This window comes from Burkholderia sp. BE17, from assembly GCF_009362305.1.
GTDB classification, from domain to species: domain Bacteria; phylum Pseudomonadota; class Gammaproteobacteria; order Burkholderiales; family Burkholderiaceae; genus Burkholderia; species Burkholderia pyrrocinia_C.
Map to the genome: position 1 here is coordinate 24,798 of NZ_WHNU01000042.1, position 14,227 is coordinate 39,024.

The window sequence follows — 14,227 nt, forward strand, 5'->3', positions numbered from 1 at the left end:
GATTTGCCTGGTGAGCCGGTCAGTTGCGCGGCCGAGACGGAGTTGACGGTGCTGTTGCGCAAGCACCGGGATGTGGTATTCGATATCCAGCTTCAGGCCGGCGCGACCTATACCGTCGCCACGACGCACCCCGATCAACCGAACGGGCGCTTTTATGACACGAAGCGGAAGATGAATGTCGGCAAGACGACGTTCAAAGATGGGGAGCCGTGCCACATCTGGATCGGTCGTACTTTCGAGGGGAGTCTGATTCTCAAGCAGGGCGAGAAGGTGCTTGGGCACTATCCGATTGCCAAAATGGACTGCACAAAGGGCTGTACGGATGATCCGAAGGATAAACCAGCGCCGGTTCTGATTGTGCTCCACAACGATAAGGAGTGGGCGAAGGACCTGATCCGGATTTCGGATGCTGGAGTCCTGGGAAAAGCTGCTGCGGCACCGTCCTTGATGTCCGCTCTGGATCGGGCCCGCCAAGCGCAATCCAAAGGTGATTCATCCGGCCTGATGAATAATAGCCCGTTCCAATCTAAAAAAACGATGGCGGGTGCGCCCAATGTTTTCTCGAGGGAGGCATTAAATGTTTCCGCGGACGGGCGGGAAATAAAATACTCCGTTCACATGTTTTCTGTAAAGCGGAATGCCGGTGTGGAGGAGCCAAATTGGGTGCTGAGATTCTTCAAAGAGGGTGACAAACCTTGCGAATTTAAGCCTAATCCTCACGATGTCATATCGAGGAACTGGCTTCTGATGCAGGCTGGAAATATCGGTGCGTATATCAGGGATGCTTGGTATGGAAATGAGCCTTGGGCAAGGGATTTTTTTAAAAGATCATTTTTTTTAATCAAGCGTGGCGGTGAAACAGTACTTGCATTCTCCACCGTCCCAGAAGATTGGAAAACTCTGGGATTTTTATTGGTTGGCTATGCGCGGGAAGTGCAGCCCGGTACCAAGCTGGCAACGATAGCCGGAGGGGCTGGATCATTGTCATCCGCAGGAGCGGCGGCGTGGAATGCAGCCAAGGGATCCTTTTCCGGGAATGCACTGGTCGCATTCTTTATTGGGGCGGGTATAGACACGATCGTCTGGTTTTCGGATTCAAATCAGGATTTCAGGGACTTAATCGCAATATTGTTGGTGGATGCATTCAAGGCGGCATTGGTTGGTGCTGCAATAAGCTTGGCCAACGCTGGCATAGTTGCCATGGCTGCAGCGACCGGAGTGACTGTGGGTGCTCTGGCGATAGGTGGATTTGTCCTGATTTTGGGTGTTGGTTTGCTTGTTGATTATTTGTTCGATGCTAGTGGGAAGAAATTCGTGAAATTGCTATTTCACAATCCGAAGGCTATCGTGGATGAAATCGATGGCATGGTGCGGAGGGCCGGTAAGGCACTCGAAGAAAAGCTGCCGAAGGATTATGGTGACTATTATTCAGGGTCGCAATGGATGATGCTTCCCTGAGGATTCACTTCCGGTGATTTTTGAGGATTTTTATCTGATGATGGAAGCAAATGTTGATGGCCACCCAGTCAATGACGGTTCGCCGATAGATTTTCATGGAAAGCTGGCTGCGATAGAGTTGGCTATTGGTTTGCTTGTGGCCGCCATATATTACGTATTTTCCAAGTTGGGTGTGATGGCGGATTTGTTGTGGAAATCGATAGTGGTTGTTCAGTTTTGTATATCGATTGTTTTGTTTGTTCATTATGTTATGAATCGGCAGTCTCGAAGGCTCTGGGTTGAGGGTGTTGTTTCGCTGTTTTACCTGGGGCCGTGGTTGATGATCGCATTGGTTTGGTTGTTCTATATATCATATGTTCCGATGCTCGGAATTTTGAAGATTTCCGTGATTGCTGTATGCTTTGCTATTATTGGATGGCACTCGTTCAAGGTTTTGTCGGATTTTCGTCGCGCCGTTAAAAGTGAATCGGTTGTGAAGACAATTTATTATGAAAATGATGGGAATTTGGTCTTCCGTAATTCGCTGGGTGGCTATATTGATCAATTGACTTCGCGGAATCCGCTGAAAGGGTCCTTGCTTTCAGTGGTTGGTTATTCGATGCCTTTTGCTGCGGCATTTGGGTTAAGTGCGAACCATGTTTTTGGTGAGAACGTTGGTCCTCATGTGCTGGGTGTTGTTTTGTCGCTCGTTGGGTTCCCGATGTCGATCTGGATCATTGGGAATGCCTACGTGCGATCGATTTTTTTTCGAGTTTATTTGCCGTTGAGGCTTGAACGAAAAACCGGGAAGAAAGTTATTCTGAGTTCATGAATGGCCTGATGCTCGCAGCGGTTTGAAGCGAAATTTCATATCCGCGTGATACCGCGCAATTCTCGGAGAGAATCTGGTCGCCGGTGCGGTCCTCATCGTGTGCGCGTATGTGCTCGGAACGCCACTGTTTCTGGTCGATTCGCCGCCGTTGACGATCGCCGCTGACGGAGCAACGAACGATGACTCTTCTGGATTACCTGAAACAGGCGTGCGATCAATGAACGCCCGATTCTCGGGCTCCGCGCTACGGCGATCAGCTGCATAACATGGGCGGATGCGACCAAGTGTGATCCGCAACCAGTCACCACATCCGAATCACGAACCGCTGATGCGATTCCGTGCCCGCCGCATCTTGCGCCTCACCGCGTGCTTGTTGCGATCCTCGACCGACGGCAGCGACGAAATGCTCATCGCACACAACATCAAACCGCCGACCAGGGCGAACAGACCGAATCCGATTTCACGTACCCATTCCCCGCCCACAACCGCTTCGTTGCGCCGGGCAATACCCGGAAACATCGGCGAAACGTGCAGGCCATCGTTCGCGGCCTCGCTGCAATACGTCTTCGTGAACGTGGCGAACTGTTCGCGATCGATGTTCGATGCGGCCGAACGCGAATAAACAGGCGACCCGGCAGGCTGCCACGTCGTATCGTAGTGCTGCGTCCGCCCCGCACCATAGCGGAAGACGGCGCGCGCTTCCCATGTCACATCGGATTTGCCATATCGCAGAGACAACTCGCATCGCTCGACAAAGGCAGGGACGTGAGGCCACGCGCGAGCGCGAACGAGGATGGCCGAATTGACGACGCCCGATGCGCCCACCAGCACGAAGAGCGCACCGACTAGCAGAAGAATGGCCGAGCGCAAGCAGCGCAGCGCGAATTTCACGGGAATTGCCTGATTCTCGCCATACGCGCGAATCGCCGCTTACTGCCCCACCCGGAACTCGATCCTTCGATTCCTCGCCCTTCCATCCGCCGTATCGTTCGGCGCGATCGGCTGGTCCGGCCCGACGCCCGTCGTCGTCATCTGCTGCGGCGGGATGCTCTTCGTGATCAGGTAGCCCTTTACCGCATCCGCGCGGGCCTGGCTCAGCGCGATGTTCGACGTCCGGTTCCCCGAGTTGTCGGTGTGGCCGATGATGTCGACCGTGCGGTTCTGCATCTTCGCGAGCGCGGCCGCCATCTGGTCGAGGATCAGCTTGCCCTGCGGCGTCAGCGTCGCGCTGCCCGTCTCGAACTCGATCGTCCGGTTCGCGAGCGTCTGGTCGAGCACACCCTGCTCGGACGCCGACACGCGCAGCCCGTTCTTGATCGTGTAGGTCGGGTTCAGCGTGTTCGCCATGTCGCTCGCGAGCTGCTGACGCTGCGCCTCGTTGTGCACCTCGCCCTTCATCTCGATCTGCGTGCCGTTGATCTTCAACTGCCCCTTGCTGATCTGCTTGAGCTGCGCGCCGAGCAGCTTCTGCACGTTCGCGCTCCAGTTCGGCGGCGTCGCGACGTCGCCGACCTCGATCTGGTCGACGACGTTCGCCGCGCCGTAGGTATCGCGCAGCTTCTGCAGCACGGCGGCCTTGGTCGCCTCGTCGGGCACCTTGCCGCCGGCGACGACCTGGCCGGGCGCCGCGTTCGCGGGCGGCGGCGTGATGGTGCCGGCCGTGCCGTGCACCAGCGTGCCGGACGCGGTCGCAGGCGCGGCGCCGGGGTTCGGGTTCGACGACGGCAGTGCGGTCGTCGCGACCGAGCCGTTGCCGACCGGCGTGACGGTCGCGCCGGTGTTCTGCGCGAAGGCTGCGCCGCTGGCAACGAGACCGGCGGCGAACAGAGCGGCGAGGGCGGGCGACAAGCGCGGTCGCCGGGCGTGAATCGTGCGATGCATCCCGTCAGCCTCCGATGAACGCTTCGCGGAACGCGTCGATCGCGACGCGCAGCGAGAGTTGCGGTTGGTCGAGGTAGCTGACGAGCTTGCTGATCTGGTGATCGTTTTGCGCATGGGCGTCGATCCACTCGGGATCGTCGATGTCGATGTTGTGGGCGGCATAGGTCTGCGGATCGACGACACTCAGCAGCGTCTTCGCCGACGCGCCGTTGAAGCCGATGATGAGCCGTTCGCGCTCGGCGATCGAGCCGATGAAGATCGCGAGTTCGAAGTCGGCCTGCGCGACGAACGGCGCGATCAGTTCGAGCCAGAACGCGGCGACCAGGCTGCGGTAGAACGGATCGACCGGCAGCGGCAGCGTGAGGCCGCGCTCGATGTGCGACGAGCCGCTCTGCATCACCGGCCGCAGCAGCGAGCCGAGCGCGAGCATCGCGCCGCGCAGCCGCACGGGATGGCCGCTTTCGAGCAGCATCTGCTGCAGGCCATACAGCGACTGGTGTTCGACGAAATCGTTGAAGGTGCCGTCATGCGACGTGCCGGGGCCGCCGACGTCGATCGGCACTTGCGTGTCGCCGAGCGCCTGCAGCGCGCCGGGCGGCTCGTCCTTGCCGAGCAGCGGCGGGATCTGCGTGGCGACGCGCGACCACAGCCGCGCGAACGCAAGCGGGCTGCGCGCGAGGAACGCGAGCGGCCGGTCGACCTCGAGCGCCGTCGCGCCGAGGAACGGGAAGCGGCGCATCGACACGTCGTGGCTCGCGACCATGTGGCCCGCGATCGCGAGCTTGCTGCGCGAGCCGAGGAATGCGAAATGCATCGGCTTCGCATCCTCGTAGACGATCTTCCAGCGCGGATCTTCCGCAAGCAGTTCGAGCGCCTGCGCGATCCAGTGATCGAGCGTCTGCAGCAGTTGCGGATTGTGCGCGCTCTTCACGAAGTCGCCGCGCGACGGAATCTTGCCGAAGTAGGCGATTTGCGCCTGTACGGTTTGCGTCATTGCGCCCCCTGTGCATTCGTTGCGTTGGCGGCCGCGATGGCCGGCGCTGCGCCCGGCGTGCCCGTGCCGAACTGCGTCGCGTTCTGCGCGGCGCCCGCGCTCGCGTCGGCGACCGACGACGGCAGCTGCAGGCCGCGCAGGCTCTGCTGCTGCGGCTGGTCGCCGCCACCGCCCGTCGGTTGCGACGTGCTGATGATGCGCATCGTCACCGACACGTTCACGCTGCCCTGCACCCACGTCAGGTCGAAGGTGCCGTCCGGACGGCGCTTGCGCTGCGCCGAGTTGATCAGCTTCTCGAGACCGTAGCGGCCCGGCTCGTTGACGAGCTGCACCGTGCGGCCGTCGAAGGTCGTCGCGGACAACGTCGCGCCCGGCGAGCCCTGCGGGTTCGGCCACACGAAGTTGGTCCACTGCGGCGGCGTGTTGCGGTAGCGCAGTTGCTGCCCGTCGATCGCGATCGTGTATTCCGTCGTGCCCGTGCTCGGCTGCGGCAGGATCTGGAACACCGTCTGCGGTTCGGACGCCGCGGCCGCGCCGCCTGCCGCCCCGCCCGCGAGCGGCGCGACCCAGCGCGCGAAGCCGTTCGTGAAGTCCGGCGTGAGCCCGATGCCCATGTCGCCCCACGTGCGGGCGGCGAGCGTGTCGCCGCGGCGCACCGCGAGCGGCCCGAGCGTCGTGCCGACGAACTTCGCGATCGAGCCGTCCGGACCGAACACCTGCGCGATCTCGCCGGCGCCGGCCTCGACCTTCGCATTGGCCGCGAACGGATACTTCGTCGCGAGCGAGTTCTGGAACGGCTGGTAGACCTGCGCGTTCCACACCTTGTTGACTTCGGCGCTGGCCGGCTGGATCACGACCGCGAACGCCTGCATCAGCGGCCGCACGAGCAGCGGGCGCAGCGACTTGCGTTGCGAATCGGTGAGGCCCGTCAGCATCTGCTCGTCGACGAGCTTCAGCGACTCGGCGAGTTCCGAACCGTTGCCGTCGAGCGTCTGCTGCATCAGCTGGCGCGCGCCGGGGCCCGGGTCGCCCTGGTTCTTGATCACGTTGAAGCGGGTCCGGACCTTCGACAGCGAATCCATGTAGCCCTTGAGCATCGACGTGCCGTCATGCGTCGCGACGATCCGCGCGAGCCCGATGAACTCCTGGCCGACCGGACCCATCGGCACCTCGGCCGGATTGCCATTGATGTCGATGTTGGCGGCCGCCACCTGGCCGGCCTGCGAGCGCGAGAACAGTTGCTTGACCCAGTTCACGACGCCCGTCTGCGCCTTCTTGATCGTCACGTTCGCGAGCGACGGGTTGTCCCACGACGTCTGGTCGTACGCGGTCTCGAGGATCTTGCGGATCGGCGAATCCTGCGGGTCGCCGAGGCGGTTCATCCCGTCGACGGCCTGGCCGAAGCTGCTGAAGCCCTGCACCGCGATGCCCTGCATGAACTTCTGCCAGTGCTGTGCGTACTCGGTCTTGTACATGCCGACCAGCGTCTTCTGGATCTGCTCGGGGCTGCCCTCGAGCGTCAGGTCGTCCTGCGTCGACGTATTCAGCACCCAGTCCTTCGCCTGCAGTTCCTTGGTCGCCGCGTCGCGGATCGCCGGCTGCACGTAGTCGAACCACGCTTCGCGCGTGAACGTGCCCGGAATCGCGTAGCTGCCGGCCACCAGCCCCTGGTTGCCGTCGCCGACGATGCGCGCGATGGTCATCGGCGCGAAGCGGGTCGACGCGCGTGCCTTGATTTCCTCGTACACGCGCTGGCGGGCCGGCATCCCGCGCACCACGCGGCGCAGGTTCTCGCGGGTCTGGTCGACGAGCGCGAGGTTCGCGTCGATCATCGGCCAGTCGTTGTCGTTCACGCGGGCGAGGTAGAACGAGATCATGCGCTCCGCGCTCTTGATCATCTCGTCACGCGGCATGTTGCCGCGATTCGTCTCGAGCCAGCCGCGCCAGAAGCGGGCGAGCTGGTCGGTCAGGTGCGCCTGCTCGACGTGGCGCTTGTCGGACAGCATCAGGTACGTCTTGAGCGCGTTGTACGCGTCCTGCACGTTGGTCGGCGACGCGTCGCTGTAGAGGCCGCCCTGCGGCGCGGCCGGCTGTTGCGGCGCGGCGGCCGGCGCGGTGCCCGACGCGGCCAGTGCGGCCAGTGCGGCACCGGCCTGCGGTGCGGCGCCCGCCGCGTTGGTCGAGACCGGCATCGTGCCGCCCTGCACGGCGCCCGATTCGGGCGGGCGGGTCATCGGCACGAGCTGTTCGGGATGCGCGTTCACGTCCTTCATGAACGACGCGAGGTTCTGCGACACGGGGGCCAGCAGGATCTGGCGCACGCCGTTGTAGTACTCGGTCAGCAGGTGCTGCTCGAGACGGTCGCCCTGGTACAGGCCGAGCGACACCGACAGCGGCTTGTCGCGGCGGAACTGCTCGAGCTGCTCGATCCGGTCTTCCAGGATGTCCATCGCCTGCAGGCGCGACTGCAGGTCGTTGCGGCCCTGTTGCAGGCGCGTGACGTTGTCGAGGTCGGCCTGCACGTTCGAGACGAGCTGCTGGTTGCCTATCGTCGACCAGGTCCAGCCGCCGAGCGCGAGCGCGAGCGCCGCGACGAAGCCGAAGAAGGTCGCGTAGCGCAGCCGCGTCTTGGTCGGGCTGGCGAACTGGCGCACCGTCTGGCGGTCCGCGAAGATCACCTTCGAGAACAGGTCGCGCAGGAAGAAGCCGTTCTTCGAGAATGCGCTGTGCGGCTTCGGCAGCGCGTTCGCGTCGAGGCCGAAGCGGTGCGCGATGCGCTGCGCTGCCGTGCTGTTGGTTTCGCCTTCCTGCAGCGCGCTGGTGAAGTAGAAGCCGCGGAAGATCGGCTTGTACTGGAACGGGTTGTTCTCGAACAGCGTCGCGAGGAATGCGCGCAGCGACGGCTTGATCGTCGAGAATTCGAGCGGGAAGCTCAACTGGCCCGGCGAAAGCTGGTTGCCGCGCGACAGCGACAGCTGCGCGACGCTGATCTCCTTCAGCCCTTCGTAGAGTTCCTCGAAGTGCGTGTCGAACTGCGCGACGACGTCGCGCTTGTCGTCGGGCTCGTAGGGCAGGGTGGCGCCCCACACGCGGTCGTACTCGTGCTTGTCGCTGCTGCTGAAGAATTCGGTGAAGCCGGTGATCAGGTCGGCCTTCGTGAACATCACGTAGACCGGCGCGAACACCTCGAGCTTTTCCGTCAGCTCCTGAACGCGCTGGCGGAGGTTTTTCGCGAGGTTGATCGCGAATTCGGGGCGGTTGCCGGTGAGTTCGGCGATGCTCGCGGTGACGATGATGCCGTTGATCGGTGCCTTCGGGCGATAGCGCTTGAGCAGGCCGAGGAAGCCGAGCCACTCGCTGCGATCTTCCTCGTGCACCGAATAGCGGCCGGCCGTGTCGAGCAGGATCCCTTCGGTCGTGAAGAACCAGTCGCAGTTGCGCGTACCGCCGATGCCGTGGATCACGGCGCTGTTCTTGTCCGCGAACGGGAACTGCAGGCCGGAATTGAGCACGGCGCTGCTCTTGCCCGCGGCCGGGTTGCCGATCACGATGTACCACGGCAGTTCGTACAGCGCGGAGCCGCCCGAGACCTGGCCGATCTTCGACGTCTTGATCGTCTTCACCGCGTCCGACAGGCGCGTGCGCAGCACGTCGAGGTCGGCCGTCTTCGCGTCGGGCGCGAGCGCGGCGGCGGCGGGTGCGGCGATCTTGCCGGTTTCCGCCTGCTCTTCCAGCACCTGGCCGAGCTGCTGGTTCGCGCGCTTCACGCGCCAGCGGCGCCACAGCGCGACGACGAGCCACAGCGCGAGGATCGCCGCGAACGCGATCGCCGCCCACAGGAGCGGCAACTGCAGCATGTCGGCGACGATGAAAAGGATGGCCGCTAGCGCGACGATCCCGACGATCGAGAGCGTACGCGGATGAGTCAGCACGTTGAGGATGCGTTGCATAGGACGTTCAGGTTCCGGTGCGATTCGGTGAGGCGACGCAGGCGCGCCGAGCGGCAAGGGTGGCGCCGCGATGTGTCGCCATGCTGTCAAACGGGATGAAGGGGGCCGGCATCAATGCGCCCGCGGCATCGGAGAAGGCGCGCGCATTAATGAAAGGACGCTGTGAGATTTAAAACGGAAGCGGCGGCCGCAAAAAATCGCGCACCGGAATGCCCGATTTTTTGCGTCGCCCATATCGTTTCCTGCCGGGATATTAAAAAGCCCCATGCCGCCCTCATTATTTCCTGTCCGGCAGCCCTGGCTAGCTGCCGCGTCCCAGTTTAAAACCGGGTTTATGGTATTCCACGTGCCCGAGATCCATCATTTTCCAGCGGCCCCCCCAGGTCAGGCCGACCTGCTCGGCGACCTGGCCGTACAACTGATAGCCGCGCATCGCCCATGGATCTTTCTCGGAAATGACCAGCTTGCCGTCGCGCAGGAATGCGTTGTCGGCCGCCAGCCCGAATTGGTGATAACTCTGGAAGGCCGCCGCATTGGTCACGTTGCTGCCCATCTGCGCCAGCCGGTTTTGCCGTTCCGGGCTCCGGTAACCTTCCAGCAGCGCCATTTCATAACCATATTGTTCGTGCATGATCTTGTAGACCAGCAGCAAACGCGTACGGAAATCCGGGTCCAGCAGGTTCCAGTCGCGGCTCGCGTCCTTCAGCGCCGGGCGCACCTGTTCGACTTCCCGGGTGGCGAAGACTTCCGGCGGCAGCGGCGGCGGCGGCACGAGCTGTTCGCCCTGCAGCAGCGCGGCGATCTTCTCGTCGGGCACGCGCGCCGTGTCGTCGTACTGGAACAATTGCCGGCCGCGTAACGCAATGGCGACCAATGGCGGCGTCGCAAGAATACCTGCCGATACCATAATCATCAAGCGCCGCCGAATCAGTAAATTTTGCACATCGTTTAAAGCGCCGCGCGTAGCGCTTGCCGATTTAACAATCTGACTTCGCGTACGGGCGGCGCGATCGTTCGCACGGCGCGTAAGACGGCCGTGAAACTGGGCGACCGATTCGAAAACGGTCGCGCGGATACCCGGTAAAAGCAACAGTGCCGCAACCGCGACGGCGAGGGCGAAATAGGCGACGAGTGCGACGGCAATCAACGAAATCCCCGGAAATTGGAATTGATTGTGTTTTGCAATGCTTGCTCTTAGAATCAGGCTGCTTCGAGAGGCCGGGCTATATTATCGCGGTGAATTAAACCAGGATTCAATGAGACGCTGAATGAGTGCGCCGGAAAATTCAAATTCGAAAACTCCGCCCAGCCTGCTGTCCGATACTAAACCGGCAGGCGAGGGAGGACCTCAGCAATCGCGCATTCTCGCGAATCTGGAAGGACGTGTCACGCCGCCCGCCGAAACGGCGCGCCGTTCGCTGAAGGCGCCGATCGCGGCCGTCGTGGCATTGGTGGTTGCCGTCGGCGGCTGGGGCGCATGGCGCATGCAGCAGCAGTCGGGCGAGCAGGCCGTTGTTGCCGCGGCCGCGCCTGCAGCGACTGCGCCGGCCAAGGCTGCACCGGCCAGCAATGCCGCCGTGCAGGTCGCGCAGAACGGCGCGTCCGCCGCGCAACCGGCCACGATCGTCAACGACGATTCGGCCTCCCAGACCGTTGCATCCGCATCGTCCGCGTCCGGCGCGGACAACAGCCGCCTGTCGCGCGCGCTCGCCAATGGCGCGGACGACGCGTCGGGCGCGGCCACGGCCGGTGCTGCCGCAGCCGCCACGGCCGCCGCGGCGGCGACGACGAAAACCGCGAAGGCCGACGCCGCGAAGAACGCGAAGGTCGCGGCGCAGGGCAAGGCCGACATGAAGGCCGAGACGAAGGCCGAAGCCCGCAAGCATCGCAAGGAACAGGAAGCCGAGCTCGCGCAGGCGAAGAAGCGTCGCGATGCGGCGTCGACGCGTACCGCAAATGCGAAGGCGGCCGGGAAGGACGATCCGGATGCCGATCTGCTCGCGGCGCTCGTCGCGCGCACGAAGCCGGCCGACAAGAAACTTGCCGCGCAGAAGGCGCAGGCCGTGCCGACCAAGACGGCGGCGGCCGGCTCGCTTGGGGCGCGCGTGAAGGAGTGTTCGGAGCGCGGCTTCTTCGAGGATCAACTGTGCCGCTGGCGCGTCTGCGACGGCCACTGGGGCAAGGATCCGGCATGCCCGAACGCCGCGCAATCGGAGACGCGGCAGTAACGCGTGCTGCCCATGCCGCCATGCCGTATCCGCGCCGCCCGTTGGGCGGCGCGTTGCTTTTGGGGCACGGAAGCCGCCGGTTTCGTGCCGTGTGACACTGTCACGAGTGCGTCACGACCGTCGGGCATACGTGTCCTTTCTTTTCCCGGCGCGGGCCCGCGACCCGCGATGTGCGGCGCGCCGCGCGCCGCACGACTTTCGACACGATGGACCTGATCGTACAGACTTACGGCGCCGATACGTCCGGCATGGTGTGCGGCTTCCGCTTCGTTCCGGGCGGAGCCGGCGCGATGTTCGACGCCGATGCGGCCGCCGCGTGGCTGCGCACGTGCCGCGCGCGCGACGCGGTCGAATCGGACGATTTCGTCTGGCTGCACTTCAATCTCGCACACGGTGCGAGCGAGCGCTGGATGCGCACGCATCTCGAGCTGCCGGACAGCTTCTTCGAATTTCTCCACGAAGGTTCGCGCTCGACGCGCATCGAGCAGGAAGACGGCGCATTGCGCGCGATCGTCAACGACGTGATGTTCAATCTCGAGCTGACGCCGTCGGAGATCGCGACGCTGTTCGTCCACGTCGAGCAGCGCATCATGGTCACCGCGCGGCTCAAGCCGCTGCGCTCGGTCGACACGCTGCGCGCCTGCGTGCGCGACGGCGAGCAGTTCAGGTCGCCCGCGGAACTGCTCGTGCACCTGCTGCGCGACCAGGCGGACCTGCTGATCCAGATCATGCGGCGCACGAGCGTCGACGTCGATCGCATCGAGGATCGCTTTTTGTCGCAGCGGCTCACGTCGAGCCGCATCGAGCTCGGCGCGATGCGCCGCACGCTGACGCGCCTGCAGCGCATGCTCGCGCCCGAGCCCGGTTCGATTTTCCGGCTGCTCGCGAAGCCGCCTGCGTGGCTGCACGCGGAAGACCGGCAGGAGCTGCGCGAATCGACCGAAGAGTTCTCGCTGGTGCTTGCCGATCTGTCGGGGCTCAACGAGCGGATCAAGCTGTTGCAGGAAGAGATCGGGTCGCGTCTCGACGAGCAGAACAACCGGACGCTGTTCACGCTGACGCTCGTGACCGTGATCGCGCTGCCGATCAACATCGTCGCCGGCTTCTTCGGGATGAACGTCGGCGGCGTGCCGTTCTCGGAGAACAAGCACGGCTTCTGGCTGATGGTGCTGCTCGTCGCGGGCTTCACGGCGCTCGCCGCATGGTGGGCGTTCCGACGTCGCGACGATCGCTAGCGCCGGCGCCGCTTAAGCTCGTCAGCGCAGCAGCGCAGCAGCGCAGCAGCGCAGCAGCGCGGTCGCGCGTTCGCCGATCACCATCCCGAGCAGGCCGACGAGCGCGACGAGCGACGGGGCCGGCGCGCACACGTGCAGCAGCGCGTACAGCAGTGCGTACAGCACGCCGACACCCACCGCGAGCGAGGTTGCGTAATCCTTCATGGCGGTCTCCCGCGCGGTCCGGCGTCAGGGCTTGAGGATGACGCGCTCGCGCGCACCGGCCAGCACCGCGCGATACGCGTCGTGCGCGCGTTCGAGCGGGTACATGTAGTCGTCGCTGATCGGAAACGGGCGCAGCGTGCCGTTGTCGAAACCGGGCGCGAGCGTGTCGAGGATCTGCGCGACCGCGGCACCGCCGAGCTGCAGCGAATCGATACCCACGTACATATGCTGGCCGCGATAGAACTCGAAGATGTCGAACGGCACGCTGCGGTCGATCGTCGAGATGAAGATCTGCCGCGCACCGATCGCCATCGATGCGTTCGCGGCTTCGAAATACGGGCTGCCGACCGTGTTGTAGACGATGTCCGCGCCGTGGCCGCCGGTCGCCGCGTGCACGGCGTCGGCGACCGGCAAGCTCGACGCGTCGATCATGTGCACGTCCCCCGATGCGTGGCCGCGATAGCCGCCGGGGCCGCGTTCGACGCCGATCACGGTCGCGCCGCGCGCGGTCGCGAGCTGGATCGCGGCCTGGCCGACCTTGCCGTTCGCACCGAACACCAGCACGACGTCGTCGGCCGTCGGCATGCCGGCCCGGCGCAAACCCTCGTATGCGGTGACGAACGGCACACCGACGCCGGCCGCTTCGTCGAGCGTCAGCACGGCCGGCTTGCGGCGCACCAGTGCCGCGTCGAGCACGAGCCATTGCGCGTGCGAGCCGTCGCGCCCCACGCCGAGATCGCCGCCCGACCCCCACACGGGCGCGCCGATCCAATCCGCAGGGCCGCTGCGCACGATGCCGGCCCAGTCGCGCCCGGGCGTGCGCGGCCACACCGCGTGCGGCATGCGGCCGAGCGCGGCCTTCGCGTCGCTCGGGTTGACGCCGGCCGCGCGTACCTCGATCAGCATCTGGCCGTCGGCCGGCACGGGTTGGTCGATTTCCCTGACGCGCGCGTCGAGCGACTCGATGTCGGCGGCGGGGGCGTCGAAGCGGATGCTGCGCATGATGATCTCCGTGGCGGATGGCTGCCGCGCCGCCCGGCGGGCCGGCGCGTGCAACGATTGAAAGGGATGAATGCAGTCTAGTCGTGCCGAACTGCCGTGGAAATGCGCAGAGGCCGATGATTGTTTTGCGATCCATGCATGACAAGACCCGCGCCTGCTGAACGGACGACTTCCTTTCCCCGCACCTGGCGCTGTTCGTCGACGTGATCGACCGGCAGAGCTTCTCGGCGGCTGCGCACCGGCTGGGCGTCGCCGCGTCGTCGGAGCACGCGACGATCCACGTGTTGCGCCAGCAGGCTCGCGGCAGCGCGCGTGCGTGGCGGCTCGTTGCGTTCCTGGCAACGTGGTTCGTGCAGCCGGCATGGGATGCCGCGCGTGCTTGACGGCGAAGGGGCGCTTTGTGGCGTGGTGCCGCGGGGCCGTGCGGAAATAAAAAGGGCCTCGCTCGCGAGGCCCGTCAAAGG

12 protein-coding genes are annotated in these 14,227 nt (G+C 64.1%); 5 read left to right on the forward strand and 7 right to left on the reverse strand.

From position 1 onward, the window contains the following. Positions 1-42 precede the first annotated feature (42 nt). A complete protein-coding gene (locus GD429_RS30570; protein ID WP_152862664.1) occupies positions 43-1,458 on the forward strand; it encodes a hypothetical protein in 1,416 nt (471 codons plus the stop codon). Between the two features lie 37 nt (positions 1,459-1,495). After that, positions 1,496-2,269: a hypothetical protein gene (locus GD429_RS30575; protein WP_152862666.1), complete on the forward strand. Its 774-nt coding sequence runs from the start codon at positions 1,496-1,498 to the stop codon at positions 2,267-2,269. Between the two features lie 315 nt (positions 2,270-2,584). Here the strand turns inward: GD429_RS30575 and GD429_RS30580 are convergent, their stop codons facing one another. The 5 genes from GD429_RS30580 to GD429_RS30600 form a co-directional block, all read right to left on the reverse strand. Then, on the reverse strand, positions 2,585-3,160 hold the full coding sequence (locus GD429_RS30580; RefSeq protein WP_321574997.1) for a DUF3592 domain-containing protein: 576 nt from the start codon (positions 3,158-3,160) through the stop codon (positions 2,585-2,587). 39 nt (positions 3,161-3,199) lie between these two features. Continuing rightward, entirely contained in the window at positions 3,200-4,150 is a 951-nt protein-coding gene (locus GD429_RS30585) for an OmpA family protein (protein ID WP_152862668.1), read from the reverse strand. A 4-nt stretch (positions 4,151-4,154) separates the two neighbouring features. Further along, a complete protein-coding gene (gene tagF / locus GD429_RS30590) occupies positions 4,155-5,144 on the reverse strand; it encodes a type VI secretion system-associated protein TagF (RefSeq protein ID WP_152862670.1) in 990 nt (329 codons plus the stop codon). Further along, positions 5,141-9,094, reverse strand: coding sequence for a type VI secretion system membrane subunit TssM (gene tssM, locus GD429_RS30595; RefSeq protein WP_152862672.1), 3,954 nt, complete (start codon positions 9,092-9,094; stop codon positions 5,141-5,143). Before tssM ends, tagF begins: the two co-directional genes overlap by 4 nt. A 301-nt stretch (positions 9,095-9,395) precedes the next feature. After that, complete coding sequence (locus tag GD429_RS30600; RefSeq protein ID WP_152862674.1) at positions 9,396-10,241, reverse strand: M15 family metallopeptidase; 846 nt, start codon at positions 10,239-10,241, stop codon at positions 9,396-9,398. A gap of 121 nt (positions 10,242-10,362) precedes the next feature. On the opposite strand from GD429_RS30600, the gene GD429_RS30605 reads away from it, so the two are divergent. After that, on the forward strand, positions 10,363-11,322 hold the full coding sequence (locus tag GD429_RS30605; protein WP_152862676.1) for a phage tail protein: 960 nt from the start codon (positions 10,363-10,365) through the stop codon (positions 11,320-11,322). Positions 11,323-11,528: 206 nt separating this feature from the next. Then, positions 11,529-12,557: a transporter gene (locus tag GD429_RS30610; RefSeq protein ID WP_152862678.1), complete on the forward strand. Its 1,029-nt coding sequence runs from the start codon at positions 11,529-11,531 to the stop codon at positions 12,555-12,557. A 21-nt stretch (positions 12,558-12,578) separates the two neighbouring features. On the opposite strand, the gene GD429_RS30615 is transcribed toward GD429_RS30610, so the two are convergent. Then, on the reverse strand, positions 12,579-12,761 hold the full coding sequence (locus GD429_RS30615) for a DUF1427 family protein (protein ID WP_152862680.1): 183 nt from the start codon (positions 12,759-12,761) through the stop codon (positions 12,579-12,581). Positions 12,762-12,785: 24 nt separating this feature from the next. Further along, positions 12,786-13,763, reverse strand: a complete 978-nt coding sequence (locus GD429_RS30620; RefSeq protein WP_152862682.1) for a quinone oxidoreductase family protein — start codon at positions 13,761-13,763, stop codon at positions 12,786-12,788. Between the two features lie 203 nt (positions 13,764-13,966). Here GD429_RS30620 and GD429_RS30625 point away from each other — a divergent pair, with 203 nt between their 5' ends. Continuing rightward, complete coding sequence (locus tag GD429_RS30625) at positions 13,967-14,146, forward strand: hypothetical protein (RefSeq protein ID WP_227791791.1); 180 nt, start codon at positions 13,967-13,969, stop codon at positions 14,144-14,146. The last annotated feature ends 81 nt before the right edge of the window (positions 14,147-14,227 follow it).